Origin of the sequence: Nakamurella deserti, from assembly GCF_003260015.1 — a bacterium.
Taxonomy (GTDB): domain Bacteria; phylum Actinomycetota; class Actinomycetes; order Mycobacteriales; family Nakamurellaceae; genus Nakamurella; species Nakamurella deserti.
The window spans coordinates 1-14,879 of sequence record NZ_QCXS01000004.1 but is presented as its reverse complement, the minus strand read 5'-3'; the positions used below and the strand labels follow the sequence as shown (position 1 = coordinate 14,879).

The window sequence follows — 14,879 nt, the reverse complement described above, 5'->3', positions numbered from 1 at the left end:
CGACCGGAGGTACACATCCCCATGACCTTGCTCCCCCCTTCTGATGGCGTCACCATCGGTACCGCCCCCGACTCCTGGGGTGTGTGGTTCGCCGACGACCCGGTGCAGGTGCCGTACACCCAGTTCCTCACCGAGGCGGCCGCGGCCGGCTACGAATGGATCGAGCTCGGCCCGTACGGCTACCTCCCGACCGACCCGTCGGCACTGGCCGATGCGCTGGCCCCCGGCAACTTCAAGGTCACCGCGGGCACCGTCTTCGAGCACCTGCAGCGGGAGAACTCCTGGGACGACGTGTGGACCCAGGTGAGCGACGTGGCCGGGCTGGCCAAGTCCGCGGGCGCGGAATACGTGGTGGTCATCCCGTCGATGTGGCGCGACGACGTCACCGGCGAGGAGGTCGAGCCCTACCACCTGGACGCGGCCGCCTGGGACCGCAAGATCAAGGGCAACGACCGCCTCGGCAAGGCCATCCTGGAGGAGTACGGGATGAAGGTCGTCTACCACCCGCACGCAGACAGTCACGTCGACAACAACGCCGCGGTGGAGCGGTTCCTGGAGGGCACCGACCCGGACTACGTCAACCTCTGCCTGGACACCGGCCATCTGAGCTACTGCGGCGGCGACAACCTGGACCTGATCGCCAAGCACCCGTCCCGGGTCACCTACACCCACCTCAAGCAGGTCGACCCGCAGGTCAAGGCCGTGGTCGACGAGAACAATTTCACCTGGGCCAAGGCCGTACAGCTGGGCGTCATGCAGGAGCCGCCGGGCGGCGTCCCGCACATGCCGGACGTCTTCGCCGCACTGGAGGGACTGGGGCGGCCGATCTTCGGCATCGTCGAGCAGGACATGTACGGCTGCGCCGGCGACGTGCCGTTCCCGATCGCCGAGCGCACCCTGACCTACCTCAAGGGCTGCCGCCACGTCGCCCCGCGCGGCTGACCCGGCCACCCGTGCCCACCCACCACACCCCGTTCCGCCTGAAGGAGAACCTCCGTGTCCGATGATCTGCGCGTCGCCGTCCTGGGCGTCGGCATGATGGGCTCGTTCCACGCCAGCACGCTGTCCACCGCCGTCAAGGGCGCCACCGTCACGGTGATCAACGACTTCTCCGCCGGCACCGCGGCGAAGGTCTCGGCCGGCATCCCGGGGTCGCGGGTCGTCGCCGACCCGTTCGAGGCGATCAACGCCGACGACGTCGACGCCGTGGTCATCGCCACCCCCGGTGCGGCCCACGAGGAGCAGGTGCTGGCCTGCCTCGAGCGGGGCATCCCGGTGCTCTGCGAGAAGCCGCTGACCACCGGCATCGACACCGCGTACCGGATCGTGCAGCGGGAGGCCGAGCTCGGCCGGCAGCTCATCCAGCTCGGCTTCATGCGCCGCTTCGACACCGAGTACGCCGAGCTGCGGGCCCTCATCGCCGACGGTGGCCTGGGCGCGCCGCTGATGGTGCACTGCACGCACCGCAACCCCGACGTGCCGCCGCACTTCAACTCCGAGTTCATGATCCGCGACTCGGTGGTGCACGAGGTGGACGTGGTCCGGTTCCTGCTGGACACGGAGATAACGGCGATCACCGTCCACAAGGGGCTCGCGACCTCACGCGCCCCGGAGGGCGTCAACGACCCGATGCTGGTGGTCTTCGAGACCAGCACCGGGGCGGTGGCCACCGACGAGATCTACGTCCGGACCGGCGTCGCCTACGAGGTGCGCACCGAGGTGGTCGGTGAGACCGGCTCCGCGCTCATCGGTCTCGACCAGAACCTGGTCCGCACCACCACCGACGGTCGCTGGGGCGGCACTCTCACCCCCGGCTTCGTGCAGCGCTTCGGAGCGGCCTACCACGCCGAGCTGCAGCGCTGGGTGAACGCGGCCCGCAACGGCACCATCGACGGCCCTGGAGCCTGGGACGGCTACGCCGCCGTCGCGGTGTGCGAGGCCGGCGTCGAGGCCGTGCGCACCGGGCAGCGCGTCGAGGTGCGGATGTCCCCGCGTCCCTGACCAGGTCCGTTCTCCGGGGCGGTGGCCGGCGTCCGCCGGGCACCGCCCCGTCCCCTGTCGGCTGCCGTCAGCGGCCCGGTGCCGATCTCCGGTCCGGTTGCCGTCGCGGTGGGGAGCCCTAGGATCAGGTGCGCCAGCCGGTCCCTCCTCCCGGAGTGGACCGCCACCGCGTTCCGCGACCCCGGGAGGCCCCCATGACCACCGCCGACAGTTCCGTCGACAAGGGATCCGTCAGTGCGGTGGTGGGCGACAAGCTCTCCGGACGCGTCGCTCTCGTCACCGGCGGCACCCGGGGCATCGGGGCCGCGATCTGCGGCAGCCTGGCGGCGCAGGGCGCGGCCATCGCGGCCGGGTTCAGCGGCAACGTGACCAAGGCCGAGGGTTTCCTGGCCGACTTCCAGGGCCGTTTCGGCACCGCGGTGACCATCCACCAGGGCAACGTCGCCTCCGCCGACGACTGCCGTCGGGTGGTGGCGGAGGTGATCGAACAGCACGGGCGGCTGGACATCCTGGTCAACAACGCCGGCATCACGATCGACAAGACCATCCTCAAGCTCACCGACGACGACTGGCACAAGGTGCTCGACGTCAACCTGTCCGGAGCGTTCTTCCTGTCGCAGGCGGCGCTCGCGCACATGGTGGAGCGGGGGAGCGGTCGGATCATCAACGTCTCGTCGGTCATCGGCGAGATGGGCAACATCGGGCAGGCCAACTACGCCGCGTCCAAGTCCGGCCTGTTCGGCCTGACCAAGACGTTCGCGCGGGAGGCCGCGTTCCTGCTGGAGCGCGCCGGCAAGCTCTCCGACGACAGTGTCGGCATCACCGTCAACACGGTCACCCCCGGGTACACGGCCACCGAGATGGTCGCGGCGGTCCCCGAGAAGGTGCTGGACAAGATCACGGCGCAGATCCCGCTGCGACGCCTCGGCCGGCCCGAGGAGATCGCCCGGATCGTGCACTTCCTGGCCGCGGACGCCTCCTCGTACATCACCGGACAGGTCTGGGCCGTGAACGGCGGCATGGACATGTAGTTCGTTACGGCTTCGATACCTGTTCGTGCGCGGAACGTTTCGCCCGGCTGCCAGGAGGGCCGGCCTCGCGCCGCGTCGCTGCCCGGCACCTCTTGGATCGACGTAAGAATGTCAGTACAAAAGCTTGACATCCGATGTGCCGTCGGACACTCTTGTTCCTGTCGGCAGAGGCGCCGGCGCTCGGATCAGGCGGAGGTAGGGCCCCATGGGTGTTGCCACGACGGCGGGCACCACCCCCGTCCACCGCGTCTGCATCCCAGGGCCGTCTCGCTGCCGCCGGGTCACCTCCGGTGACCCGCACCGCCGATCCGCCGGGCCCACCACCGTCCACCGGATCACCCCGCACCGCACCGTCGGCTCCGGTCACCGCGACTCCGTCGTGACGACCCGCCGCGGACCGCTGCGTCCGTCCACCGGCGACGACCTCGCCGGCGCGGCAGCCGTGTCACGATCGTCGAGCGGTCCGCACCCTCGTAGTTCCCGTCCCACCTCGTTCCGCTCCCGTCCGCACCACCCGTCCGCGGTGGTGTGCGCCGGCCCGGGCGGCTCGGCCGCCCCCACCGTCCGCTGACGGCCGGTGGGCTGGTGCTCCGCCCGCAGTACGCACTACGTGAACCGGCGACGTCGCCGGGGAATCCGACGAAAGGAAAGCAATGAAGCTCAGTCGATCTCGGAAGGGCCTGCGCGTCGCGGCCGCCACCGTGGCAGCCGTCGCGCTGGCCGTCTCGGGCTGCAGCAGCTCCGGTGGCGCCCAGGAGACCTCCTCCTCGCAGCAGGCCGGCGGCTCCGGCGGCGCGGTCAACCAGGGCCCCAAGGCCTACACGATCGCCGTCATCACCCACGAGACCCCGGGTGACACCTTCTGGGACAAGATCAAGGCGGGCGTGAACTCCGCGGCCTCGAACCACGGCATCACGATCAAGTACTCCAACGACCCGACCGCGGCCGGTCAGGCCACGCTGATCCAGAACGCCGTGGACTCCAAGGTCGACGCGATCGCCACCACGCTGGTCACCCCGGACGCGCTGGCCCCCGCGGTCAAGGCCGCCACCGACGCCGGCATCCCGGTCGTCGGCTTCAACTCCGGCATCGACCAGTACAAGGACCTCGGCGCACTGATGTACTTCGGCTCCGACGAGGCGCTGGCCGGACAGGCCGCGGGCGAGCGGGCCACTGAGGCCGGGGCCAAGAAGGTCCTGTGCATCATCCAGGCCGAGGGTTCGGTCGCGCTGGAGACCCGGTGCGCCGGTGTCGCCCAGGGCGCCCCGGGCACCGAGAACCTCCAGGTGAACGGCGCCGACCTGTCGTCGGTGACCTCGACCATCACCGCCAAGCTGCAGCAGGACCCGACGATCGACTACGTCATCACCCTGGGCGCCCCGATCGCGCTGGCCGCGATCCAGGCCAAGGACGGCGCCGGTTCCAGCGCCAAGGTCGGCACCTTCGACCTGAACGCCGATGCCGCGCAGGCCATCAAGGACGGCAACCTGGAGTTCTCCATCGACCAGCAGCCGTACCTGCAGGGCTACGAGGCCGTCGACTCCCTGTGGCTGTACCTGACCAACCGCAACGATCTCGGCGGTGGCAAGGCCGTCCTGACGGGTCCGTCCTTCGTGGACAAGACCAACATCGAAGCCATCTCCTCCTACGCGGACGCCGGCACCCGCTGACATCTGGCCGACGGTTCGGTGGGGGCCTAGTGTCCCCACCGAGCCACCCCAGCGATCGGAGCAACTCATGAGTTCATCGGTGAAGGCGCCGGCCCCGGCGCCCGCTGCGGCCAGTGGCCGCTCGACGCCGCCGTTGTCGGCGCGTCTGTTGGGGCGTCCGGAGGTCGGCGCGTTGCTCGCGGCGGTCGCCATCTACATCTTCTTCTTCATCGTCGCCCCGCCGTTCCGCGACTTCACGTCGTTCACGACGGTGCTGTACGCCTCCTCGCAGGTGGGCATCGTGGCGGTGGCGGTGGGCCTGTTGATGATCGGCGGCGAGTTCGACCTGTCGGCCGGCGTCGCGTTCATCACCGCGGCGCTGACCGCGTCGATCATCAGCTACCAGTTGTCGGTCAACATGTGGTTGGGCACGGCGATCGCGTTGGTGTTCGCCCTGGCCATCGGGTTCCTCAACGGTTATCTGGTGCAGAAAACGGGGATCCCGTCGTTCCTGATCACGCTGGGCACGTTCTTCATCCTGCAGGGTGCCAACCTCGCGGTGACCAAGGCCATCTCGGGTTCGGTGGCCACCCAGAACGTGTCCGACATCGACGGGTTCAACTCGCTCAAGGCGATCTTCGCCGCCGAGATCCCGATCGGGGACGCGAAGCTGCGGATCACCGTGGTGTGGTGGCTGGTCTTCGTCGCGATCGCCACCTGGGTGCTGGTGCGCACCAAGATCGGCAACTGGATCTTCGCCGTCGGCGGCAACGCCGCGTCCGCCCGGGCGGTGGGTGTGCCGGTGAACAAGGTCAAGATCGGCCTGTTCATGCTGGTCGGATTCCTGGCCTGGTTCTACGGCCAGCACCGGTTGTACGCGTTCAACACGATCCAGGCCGGTGAGGGCGTGGGTCAGGAGTTCATCTACATCATCGCCGCGGTGGTCGGTGGCACGCTGATGACCGGTGGCTACGGCTCCGCGATCGGCACCGCGATCGGCGCGTTCATCTTCGGCATGGTGAGCCAGGGCATCGTCTACGCCGGCTGGGACCCGAACTGGTTCCGCACGTTCCTGGGGGTCATGCTGCTGCTGGCCGTCGGCGTGAACCTCTACGTGAAGAAGCTGTCCACGACTCGAAGGAGTTCCTGACCATGACGGACACCCTCGCCGAACACGCGGATTCCTCGCTGGTCAAGGGCACGCCCCTGATCGAGATGCAGGACATCGGTAAGTACTACGGAGCGGTGCGCGCGCTGCGCGGGATCAACCTGCGGGTCAACGCCGGTGAGGTCACCTGCGTGCTGGGCGACAACGGCGCCGGCAAGTCGACCCTCATCAAGATCATGTCGGGGCTGCACCCGCATTCCGAGGGCTCGCTGAAGGTCGACGGCCAGGACGTGAAGTTCGGGTCCCCGCGGGAGGCCCTGGACCACGGCATCGCCACCGTCTACCAGGACCTCGCGGTGGTCAGCCTGATGGAGGTGTGGCGCAACTTCTTCCTCGGTTCGGAGCTCAAGGCGGGCAACTACCCGGGCGCTCCGCTGAAGATCAAGGAGATGCGCGAGATCGCCGACGCCGAGCTGCAGAAGATGGGCATCGTCGTCAAGGACATCAACCAGCCCATCGGCACCCTGTCCGGTGGTCAGCGGCAGTGTGTCGCGATCGCGCGCGCGGTGTACTTCGGCGCCCGGGTGCTGATCCTGGACGAGCCCACCGCCGCACTCGGTGTCAAACAGTCCGGTGTGGTGCTCAAGTACACCGCCGCCGCCCGCGACGCCGGCCTCGGGGTCGTGTTCATCACCCACAACCCGCACCACGCCTACCTGGTCGGGAACCACTTCGCCATCCTCAAGCTCGGCCAGTGCGTGTTGGACAAGAAGCGCACCGAGGTCTCGCTGGAGGAGCTCACCGCCGAGATGGCCGGTGGGCAGGAACTCGCCGAACTGGCGCACGAACTCGCGCGCTGAGTCGTCGCTGCAGTTGTGCCGGAAGGGCCGTCCCCGCCGGGGGCGGCCCTTCCGGCGTTCCCGGGACGGCGGGTGGTCTCCCGGACCGCCGCTCGTGCCTGTGCGCCGGAATCCGGGGTGATCACGCCCGAGGTGTCGGCCCGCACACCGGTTCGGATCGCCGACCGGTCCCCGGTGGCTCACACCGCCGGCAGGTTGTACGGCGTGACGACGTGCACGGGTGACCGGACGGACGTGATCGGCCCGTCGATGGCGCCGTGGGCCTGCATGATCGTGTGGCAGGCCAGCCGCAGGTCGTAGCGCAGGTCGTGGTGCAGGACGGCGGTGAGCTTCTCCTCGCGCAGCAGCGCCAGGTTGTCACGGTCGAGGTCGTGGCCGACGAACACCCGGCACGGCCGGCCGGCGACCTCGAACGCGTCGAGGACCGCCCGGTTCCCGCCGCCGATCGAGTAGACCGCGTAGATCTCCGGGTGACGCTCCAGGGTCCGCAACGTCGACTCCCGGACGGTGCCGTCCAGCCCGTCGGTGTCGGTCTGTTCGACCAGGACCCGGCCGGCGGCGCGGCGGCGCATGGTGGCGCGGAACCCGATCTCGCGTTCCTCCTCGCCGCGGAAGACGCTGCGGCTCAACGCCATCAGCACCGCGCCGGGACGCTCCCCGAGCAGCCGGTCCACCAGGTAGGCCGCCGTCGACCCGGCGGCGCGGTTGTCGATGCCGACGTAGGCCACCCGGCGGCTCAGCGGCAGATCGGTGACGAGGGTGACGACCGGGATGCCGCGTCGCGCGAGACTGTCGACCGCGGCGGCGATCTCGGGGACGTCGGGAGCCTTGAGGATGACCCCGGCCGAGCCGCGGTGCCCGATGTCGTCGAGGACCTTGACCATCTCGACCGGCCGGGCCCTCTCCCGGAAGTCGAACCTGGCCCGCACCGCGGCCGGCCGCAACGACGGCAGTTCCGCCTCCAGGGCGGCGCGGACCTCGGCGGAGAAACGGTCCGGGGCCTGGACGACCACGTCCACCAGGAAGGTCCGGCCGTTCATTCGCAGTTGGGACGCCTGCCGGTCGAGGTCGGCGATCGCCTGACCGACGAGGGCGGCGGTGCTGGCGCGGACTCCGGGGCGGTGGTTGAGGACCCGGTCGACGGTCGCCTCGCTCAGGCCGGCCTGCCGGGCGATCTCGCGGACCGGGTACGGGTGGGGCACAGCCGCGAGTCTGAGGGGTTCGTGAGGGGTGTGTCAATGACGCCGGAAGCCGGATGCGGGTGCGGGCGCCGGGTGCGGGACCGTGAGGTCGCGTCCCGCCGTCCGCTCCGGTCCGCGTGTGGTGACACCCGGTCAACCCGGGTGGAGCGCGTCCGAAGTCGCCGCCGATGAGGGCTTTTTGAGGGCTGGCGGCCGTTGACGGGATGCGGCGGCGTCGAGGACCCTTGAGGTGTCCCGCCACCGACCCAGGAGCGCATCCCATGACGGCATCCGCTGTGTCCACCGCATCCGGCACCACCCGCTGGCTCACCGCCGCCGACTGCTCCCTCGACGACTTCGTCGCGGTCGTCGACCAGCAGACCGAGCTCGCCGACTACCCCTACGCCGATGCCGTCGAGCAGAAGGTGCTGATCTACGGCGAGAAGCTGCGGGCGGCCGTCGGTTCCGTCGAGGGCCGCCGCGACGTCCAGGCCGAACTGATGCGCGCCCTCACCGACGGCCCGGGCATCGTGGTGTTCAAGGCGGCCTTCGGTGACCTGTCGGTCGTCGACCGCGCCACCGACGCGTTCCACGCCCAGATCGCCGCCGAGAAGGCCGCCGGTACCGCCAAGGGCGACCACTTCGGCAAGCCGGGTGCCAACGACCGGGTGTGGGGCGCACTGGACAAACTGGCCGTCGCCGAGCCGGCGATCTTCGCCGAGTACTACGCCAACGACGTCATCGCGCTGATCAGCGAGGCCTGGCTCGGGCCGGGATACCAGGTCACCTCGCAGATCAACGTGGTCAACCCCGGCGGCCAGGCCCAGACCGCCCACCGCGACTACCACCTGGGTTTCATGGACGCCGCCGCGGCGGCCCGGTTCCCGGCGCAGGTGCACCGGCTGTCGCCGGCGCTGACCCTGCAGGGCGCGGTCGCCCACTGCGACATGCCGATCGAGACCGGCCCGACCCTGTACCTGCCGTACTCCCACCGGTACGAGCCCGGCTACCTGGCGTTCCACCTGCCCGAGTTCACCGCGTACTTCCTGCAGCACTACACGCAACTGCCGCTGGCCAAGGGCGACGCGGCCTTCTTCAACCCCGCGCTGTTCCACGGTGCCGGTACCAACGTGTCGGCCGACGTCCGCCGGATGGCCAACCTGCTGCAGGTGTCGTCGCCGTTCGGCCGGGCGATGGAGTCCGTCGACCGGGTCGCCATGTGCCGGGCGCTGTTCCCGGTGCTGCTGGAGGCCAGGCGCCGCGGCGTCGCCCGGACGGCACTGGACAACGTGATCGCCGCCTCCGCGGAGGGCTACGCCTTCCCGACCAACCTCGACCGCGACCAGCCCATCGGCGGCATGGCCCCGCAGACCCAGGCCGACCTGGTCCGGCAGGCCGTGGCCGAGGAGTGGGCACCGGACGCCTTCGCCGCGGCGCTGGAGGCACACACGACCAGGACGCAGCCCTTCCCGGGTTGATCCGCCGTGGCGCCGGTCCCGTCCCGCGTTGCCGGGGCGGGACCGACGTGTGTCCGGCGCCGTGTGTCCGGTGCGGCTCCCCGGGGTTCTGGGCATGTCACAGGTGGTGGCATCCGGCACGTCGCCGCCGTCACACCCGGCAGGCGGGCCCGTCCGGGGCTCGCTGCGATCTTCGACGAAGAGGAGCACGATGCCGAACAACCGCGCCGTCACGTACCAGGGCCCACTGAAGGTCGAGGTCGACCCGATCGCCTATCCCGAGTTCGAGCTCAAGGACGGCCCCGGGGTCAACCCCGCGAACGTCGGTCGCAAGATCCCGCACGGCGCGATCCTCAAGGTGGTGACAACGAACATCTGCGGGTCCGACCAGCACATGGTGCGCGGCCGCACCACGGCGCCGGAGGGGCTCGTCCTCGGCCACGAGATCACCGGTGAGGTCGTCGAGGTCGGTCCCGGAGTCGAGTTCGTCAAGGTCGGCGACCTGTGTTCGGTGCCTTTCAACATCTCCTGCGGCCGTTGCAAGAACTGCAAGGAGGGCAAGACCGGCATCTGCCTCAACGTCAACCCCGACCGTCCCGGCTCGGCCTACGGCTACGTGGACATGGGCGGCTGGGTGGGTGGACAGGCCGAGTACGTCCTCGTGCCCTACGCCGACTGGAACCTGCTGGTGTTCCCCGACTACGACCAGGCGATGGAGAAGATCACCGATCTGACCATGCTGTCGGACATCTTCCCGACCGGCTTCCACGGGGCCTACACGGCCGGGGTGAAGACCGGGTCCAGCGTGTACGTGGCCGGGGCCGGACCGGTGGGCATCGCCGCCGCGGTCTCGGCGCAGCTGCTCGGGGCGGGCGTGGTGATCGTCGGTGATCTCAACGAGGAGCGGCTCGCGCAGGCACGCGTGCTCGGCTGCGAGACCGTCGACGTCACCAAGGGCGATCCGCGCGACCAGATCGAGCAGCTCCTGGGCACCCCCGAGGTCGACTGCGGGGTGGACGCCGTCGGTTTCGAGGCCCATGGGCACGGCGGGGACGCGGGCAACGAGGCGCCGGCCACCGTGCTCAACTCGCTCATGGACATCGTCGCGGCGGGCGGCTCGCTGGGCATCCCCGGTCTGTACGTCACCGGTGACCCCGGCGCGGCCGACGACGCCGCCAAGGTCGGGTCGCTCTCGATCCGGCTCGGGCTCGGCTGGGCGAAGTCCCACTCGTTCTACACCGGCCAGTGCCCGGTGATGAAGTACAACAACGGGCTGATGAAGGCCATCCTGCACGACAAGGTGCACATCGGAGATGCGGTGAACGCCACCGTGATCAGCCTCGAGGACGCCCCCAAGGGCTACGCGGAGTTCGACTCCGGCGTCGCGCGCAAGTACGTCATCGATCCGCACGGGGTGACCGGCAGGATCGTCGCCGCCTGACCCGGTCGTCCCCGTCGCCCCCGTCGTCCCCGTCGTCCCCGTCGCCCCGTGGTGCCGTCGCGCCACGGGGCGGCGCTGTCCGTCGGGGCCGCAACCCGGGGGGCGCTGTCCCGCGCCGCGGCACCGCACCCGGGAATATTGCGTGAAGTTTCACCCTTCTAGTGCCGTCACCCGGGCCGGGTGGCCGGAACCGGGGCGCGGACGCCGCGTCCCACGACGGAGGATGAGTCAGATGAACACAGTGACAACAGGTTTCGAGGGCCGTACCGTTCTGGTGACCGGCGGGACGAGCGGTATCGGACTCGCCACCGCCCAGCGGTTCGCCGCCGCGGGGGCGTTCGTCGTGGTGACCGGGCGTCGTCGGGAGGCCGTGGACCGGGCCGTCGAAACGCTCGGTGGATCCGGGCTCGGGGTGCAGGCCGACGCCGCGTCGCCGGCCGACCTCGACCGGGTCTTCGCCGCCGTCCGGGCGCGCGGGCGGGGACTCGATGTCGTGGTCGCCAACGCCGGAGGTGGGTCGTTCGCGTCGCTGGCCGAGACCACGCAGGAACACGTCGACGAGACCTTCGGGACCAACGTCGACGGGGTGCTGTTCACCGTGCAGAAGGCCCTGCCGCTGCTGTCCGCGGGAGCGTCGGTGATCGTCACCGGCTCGACGGCCGCTCCGGGTGGCATGCCCGCGTTCGGCGCCTATGCCGCGACGAAGGCGGCGCTGCACTCGTTCGTCCGGACCTGGGCGGTCGAGCTCGCGCCGCGCGGGATCCGGGTCAACGCCGTGGTGCCGGGGCCGACGGCGACGCCCGGGCTGTCGGAGCTGGCGCCGGACGCCGCCGCGGCCCAGGCGCTGCGGGAGCAGCTGGCGGCCACCGTGCCGCTCGGCCGGCTCATCGAGCCCGCCGAGATCGCCGGGACGATCCTGTTCCTGGCTTCGGAGGCCGCGGGGATGATCACCGGCAGCGAGCTGCTCGTCGACGGCGGGCAGACCGCGGCCGCCTGACGGCGAGTGAGGATTCGGCGGTCCGGACGATCGTGCTGTCGCGCGCCGGGCGGGAGGCGGTCCGGACGCACCTGTCATTCGGGTCCGGCGGCCTGGCCGCCTCCCCGGTGCCCGGCCGACATGCGCTCCCGACCGGTGGTGGCGCCTTCGACTCGTACGTATGTACGATCGTGTGATGAGCCGCGGCCCGCTGTTGCATGCCGACGCCGACGCGTTCTTCGCATCGGTGGTCATGCGCGGCCGCCCCGACCTCGCGGCCCGGCCGCTGGCGGTGGTCACCATGATCATCGTGGCGAGCCCGAACTACCTGGCCCGCGCCCTCGGCGTGCGCAGCGGCATGCTCGCCACGGAGGCGGTCCGGCGGTGCCCCGAGCTGGTGCTGGTCGACGTCCCGCACGCCGAGGTCGAGGAGGTGGGAGACGCCCTGTTCGACCTGTTCCACGAGGTGGCCGACGCCGTCGAACCCGGCTCCATCGAGGAGGCGTTCCTGGACACCTCGCATCTGAGCTGGAACGACGCCGTGGAGCGGGCGCGTAAGCTGCGCCGGCGCGCTGCGGCCGAGCTCGGCATCCCGGTGACCGTCGGGGTCGGGCGAACCAAGCTGATGGCCAAGCTCGCCTCCCGGGCCGGAAAGCCCGACGGCCTGTTCGTCATCGGGGTCGACGAGGAGGAGGCGGTCCGCGCCGACCTGCTGCTGACCGACATCTGGGGGGTCGGACCCACGACCACCCGGCGGCTGTCCGCACTGGGTATCCGGCGCCTGACCGACCTCGACGACGTGCCGCGTCCGCAGCTGCGGCAGCTGTGTGGCACCACGATGGCGGGCCGGCTGTGGCGCCTGCGGGACGGCACCGACGACGCCGAGGTCAGGCCGTTGCGGCGGCGGGCGTCGTTCAGTTCCGAAGGGTCGGTCGCCGGCTACGGCCGGCCCGACTGGACACCCGAGCAACTGCTGGAGACGTGCGTCGCCCGCGTCTGTCACCGGGTGGAACGCGCCGGGCTGGCCGGTGCCCACCTCGCACTGATCCTGCGAGGCGAGGACGGGCATCCGGCCCCGGTGCGGCGCAGCGCCGTCGAGGAGGCGACCACCCGTCCGGACGTCTGGCTGCCGGTGGCGCGCGACCTGCTCCGGCGGGAGCCGGTCCCGCCGCTGTCGCGGCTGGGCGTCACCCTGGCCGGGCTGGTGCCGGCCGACCAGGTGCAGGGCGCGCTGTTCTGAGGTGGGCCGGATGACCGGGTGCGTCGCCCGGACGATCGGCCCAGGTTCGCGCCCATGCCGTTGCGCTTCGTCTCCGTCACCCTCGACGCCCCGGATCCGGCGCGCCGGGCGGCGTTCTGGGCCGCTTCGCTCGGCCGGGCCGTGATCCCCGACGACGGGTTCCGGCTACCCGGGGACCCGACCCAGGTCGGGCTCCGGTTCGTCGACGGCCGTTCCGGACACCCGGCGCCGAGCGCGTCCACCTGCAGGTGACCACCGCCGATCCTGATGATCAGCGGCGGACGGTGGACGTGGTGGTGTCGTCCGGAGGGCACCACCTCGACATCGGGCAGCAGCCGGAGGAGGGCCACATCGTGCTCACGAACCCGGGCGGTGAGGCGTTCTGCGTCATCGAGCCCGACAACGCCTTCCTCGCGGGCTGCGGCCGACTCGGCGAGACCGCCGGCGACGGCACCCGGGACCTGGGCCTGTTCTGGCGGGACGCGCTGGGCCGGCCGCTGGTCTGGGACCGGGAGGGCGAGACGGCGATCCAGGCGCCGGCCGACGGCACCCAGATCGCCTGGAGCGGAAGGCCGGTCGCGGAGAAGACCGGGCGCAACCGGCAGCGGTTCGAGCTGGCGGCGACCGACCTCGGGGGCGAGCTCGAACGGCTCACCGGGCTCGGCGGCACCCGGCTCGCCGACCGGGACGGCGGCATCGAGCCGGCCGACCCGGGCGGCAACGAGGCTCCGCGCCGAACGTTGAACGGGGGCGGAGCCTGCTCCGGGTCCGGTGGGACTCAGCCCGCGAGTTCCTTCGTGACCCGCTCCAGCATCCGCCGATGGATGGCGTCGGCGTTCTCCTCCCAGCCGAAGACGCACACGGTGGCGATGCCGTCGAACCGCACGTCGCGGAGCGTGGCGAAGAACTGGTCCCAGTCGATGTCGCCGTTGCCGATCTCGTTGTGCTGGTGCACGCGGGCGTCGACGCCGGGCGGATTGACGATGTAGCGGTTACCGACGTTGGCGCGGTGGTTGAAGCAGTCGGCGATGTGCAGGTGGGCGAGCTTGCTGCCGGCGTAGCGGATCATCCGGTCGAGGTCGCCCTTGCCGTCGGACAGGTGGAAGGCGTGCGGTGCGCAGAACACGTAGTTCACCCACGAGGTGTTCAGGCCCCGGATGATCTGCACGGCATCGTCGTTGGTCTCGGAGAAGTCGTACGGGTGCGCCTCGAGGTTCAGTACCAGCCCGTGCTTCTCGAAGTCAGGGATGAGCTCCTCCATCGACCGGTAGAAGGCGTGCTCGGACTTCAGGGGCTGGTTGGGATCACCCGACAGCTCCGACATCACCACCGGCACCTCGAGTTCGGCGGCGATCTGCAGCAGTCGGCGCCAGTTGCGCACCTGCGCCTGGCGCTCCTGCTCGTCCGGGGACGACCAGTTGAACACCGGCACGAGACTGCTGATCTGCACGCCGGTCTCCCGGCACGCCTGCCTGACCTCGGCGATCGCGGCGTCGTCGGCCTTGGGGTAGCGGTGCCAGAAGAAGAAGTCCGGGCGGGGCGACAGCTCCAGGTACTCGTAGCCCAGGTCCGCGGCCTTGCGTACCTCGTCGGCGACCGAGAGGTCGGCGTGGTACATCGCCGGGTCGAGCGCGATCTTGACCATCAGTTACTCCGTTCCGGCCGACGGGGGTCGTCGGCGATGACGTGGGGGTGACGCACAGCGGGCACGCGGTGTGGCGGACTCAGGAGGGCCAGCGTCGGACGGGTCCGAGGCCGCAGGCGGTGAGGTAGCCGGCGGCGCGGGCCTGGATGGCGAGCGGGACGTCGGGTTTCACCGGGTACAGGTCCTGTTCGAGGATGGTGAACACCTCCCGGTCGAGGGCGGCGAGGGCGTCCAGCAGCGGCGGGACGGCGGGTTCGCCGTAGGGCGGTTCGACCATCACGCCGAGCGGG

Annotated in this window: 12 protein-coding genes and 2 pseudogenes; 11 read left to right on the top strand and 3 right to left on the bottom strand. The window is 70.6% G+C overall.

Going from position 1 to position 14,879, the window contains the following annotated elements; translation table 11 throughout:
* Nucleotides 1-21 precede the first annotated feature (21 nt).
* From DB033_RS18510 to DB033_RS18480, 6 genes are all read left to right on the top strand, one after another.
* Nucleotides 22-942: a TIM barrel protein gene (locus DB033_RS18510; RefSeq protein ID WP_111768454.1), complete on the top strand. Its 921-nt coding sequence runs from the start codon at nucleotides 22-24 to the stop codon at nucleotides 940-942.
* Nucleotides 943-996: 54 nt separating this feature from the next.
* Nucleotides 997-2,001 carry a Gfo/Idh/MocA family protein gene (locus tag DB033_RS18505; protein ID WP_111768453.1) on the top strand — a complete coding sequence of 335 codons (1,005 nt, stop codon included), beginning with the start codon at nucleotides 997-999 and terminating at the stop codon, nucleotides 1,999-2,001.
* Between the two features lie 194 nt (nucleotides 2,002-2,195).
* Nucleotides 2,196-3,032, top strand: a complete 837-nt coding sequence (locus tag DB033_RS18500) for a 3-oxoacyl-ACP reductase family protein (RefSeq protein ID WP_111768452.1) — start codon at nucleotides 2,196-2,198, stop codon at nucleotides 3,030-3,032.
* A gap of 653 nt (nucleotides 3,033-3,685) precedes the next feature.
* Nucleotides 3,686-4,702, top strand: a complete 1,017-nt coding sequence (locus DB033_RS18490) for a substrate-binding domain-containing protein (RefSeq protein ID WP_111768450.1) — start codon at nucleotides 3,686-3,688, stop codon at nucleotides 4,700-4,702.
* A gap of 67 nt (nucleotides 4,703-4,769) precedes the next feature.
* Nucleotides 4,770-5,831, top strand: coding sequence for an ABC transporter permease (locus DB033_RS18485; RefSeq protein ID WP_111768449.1), 1,062 nt, complete (start codon nucleotides 4,770-4,772; stop codon nucleotides 5,829-5,831).
* Nucleotides 5,832-5,833: 2 nt separating this feature from the next.
* Entirely contained in the window at nucleotides 5,834-6,649 is an 816-nt protein-coding gene (locus tag DB033_RS18480; RefSeq protein ID WP_111768448.1) for an ATP-binding cassette domain-containing protein, read from the top strand.
* Between the two features lie 179 nt (nucleotides 6,650-6,828).
* On the opposite strand, the gene DB033_RS18475 is transcribed toward DB033_RS18480, so the two are convergent.
* Nucleotides 6,829-7,851: a LacI family DNA-binding transcriptional regulator gene (locus DB033_RS18475; RefSeq protein ID WP_111768447.1), complete on the bottom strand. Its 1,023-nt coding sequence runs from the start codon at nucleotides 7,849-7,851 to the stop codon at nucleotides 6,829-6,831.
* A 260-nt stretch (nucleotides 7,852-8,111) separates the two neighbouring features.
* On the opposite strand from DB033_RS18475, the gene DB033_RS18470 reads away from it, so the two are divergent.
* The 5 genes and pseudogenes from DB033_RS18470 to DB033_RS21850 all read left to right on the top strand — a co-directional run.
* On the top strand, nucleotides 8,112-9,308 hold the full coding sequence (locus DB033_RS18470; RefSeq protein ID WP_111768446.1) for a phytanoyl-CoA dioxygenase family protein: 1,197 nt from the start codon (nucleotides 8,112-8,114) through the stop codon (nucleotides 9,306-9,308).
* A 190-nt stretch (nucleotides 9,309-9,498) separates the two neighbouring features.
* Nucleotides 9,499-10,728, top strand: coding sequence for a formaldehyde dehydrogenase, glutathione-independent (fdhA, locus tag DB033_RS18465; RefSeq protein ID WP_111768445.1), 1,230 nt, complete (start codon nucleotides 9,499-9,501; stop codon nucleotides 10,726-10,728).
* Between the two features lie 232 nt (nucleotides 10,729-10,960).
* A complete protein-coding gene (locus tag DB033_RS18460; protein ID WP_111768444.1) occupies nucleotides 10,961-11,725 on the top strand; it encodes an SDR family NAD(P)-dependent oxidoreductase in 765 nt (254 codons plus the stop codon).
* Between the two features lie 175 nt (nucleotides 11,726-11,900).
* On the top strand, nucleotides 11,901-12,944 hold the full coding sequence (locus tag DB033_RS18455; protein WP_170315594.1) for a Y-family DNA polymerase: 1,044 nt from the start codon (nucleotides 11,901-11,903) through the stop codon (nucleotides 12,942-12,944).
* Between the two features lie 54 nt (nucleotides 12,945-12,998).
* A pseudogene (locus DB033_RS21850) lies at nucleotides 12,999-13,609 on the top strand (VOC family protein); the annotation flags it as partial.
* Nucleotides 13,610-13,722: 113 nt separating this feature from the next.
* Here DB033_RS21850 and DB033_RS18440 read toward each other — a convergent pair.
* Nucleotides 13,723-14,589, bottom strand: a complete 867-nt coding sequence (locus DB033_RS18440; protein WP_111768440.1) for a sugar phosphate isomerase/epimerase family protein — start codon at nucleotides 14,587-14,589, stop codon at nucleotides 13,723-13,725.
* A gap of 79 nt (nucleotides 14,590-14,668) precedes the next feature.
* Nucleotides 14,669-14,879, bottom strand: a pseudogene (locus DB033_RS18435) (2-keto-myo-inositol dehydratase); the annotation flags it as partial.

What these genes read in the sequence shown, in the direction of transcription:
- DB033_RS18510 (WP_111768454.1), top strand. Translation starts at nt 22, where the DNA reads ATGACCTTGCTCCCCCCTTCTGATGGCGTCACCATCGGTACCGCCCCC.
- DB033_RS18500 (WP_111768452.1), top strand. Translation starts at nt 2,196, where the DNA reads ATGACCACCGCCGACAGTTCCGTCGACAAGGGATCCGTCAGTGCGGTG.
- DB033_RS18490 (WP_111768450.1), top strand. Translation starts at nt 3,686, where the DNA reads ATGAAGCTCAGTCGATCTCGGAAGGGCCTGCGCGTCGCGGCCGCCACC.
- DB033_RS18485 (WP_111768449.1), top strand. Translation starts at nt 4,770, where the DNA reads ATGAGTTCATCGGTGAAGGCGCCGGCCCCGGCGCCCGCTGCGGCCAGT.
- DB033_RS18480 (WP_111768448.1), top strand. Translation starts at nt 5,834, where the DNA reads ATGACGGACACCCTCGCCGAACACGCGGATTCCTCGCTGGTCAAGGGC.
- DB033_RS18470 (WP_111768446.1), top strand. Translation starts at nt 8,112, where the DNA reads ATGACGGCATCCGCTGTGTCCACCGCATCCGGCACCACCCGCTGGCTC.
- fdhA (WP_111768445.1), top strand. Translation starts at nt 9,499, where the DNA reads ATGCCGAACAACCGCGCCGTCACGTACCAGGGCCCACTGAAGGTCGAG.
- DB033_RS18460 (WP_111768444.1), top strand. Translation starts at nt 10,961, where the DNA reads ATGAACACAGTGACAACAGGTTTCGAGGGCCGTACCGTTCTGGTGACC.
- DB033_RS18455 (WP_170315594.1), top strand. Translation starts at nt 11,901, where the DNA reads ATGAGCCGCGGCCCGCTGTTGCATGCCGACGCCGACGCGTTCTTCGCA.
- DB033_RS18440 (WP_111768440.1), bottom strand. Translation starts at nt 14,589, where the DNA reads ATGGTCAAGATCGCGCTCGACCCGGCGATGTACCACGCCGACCTCTCG.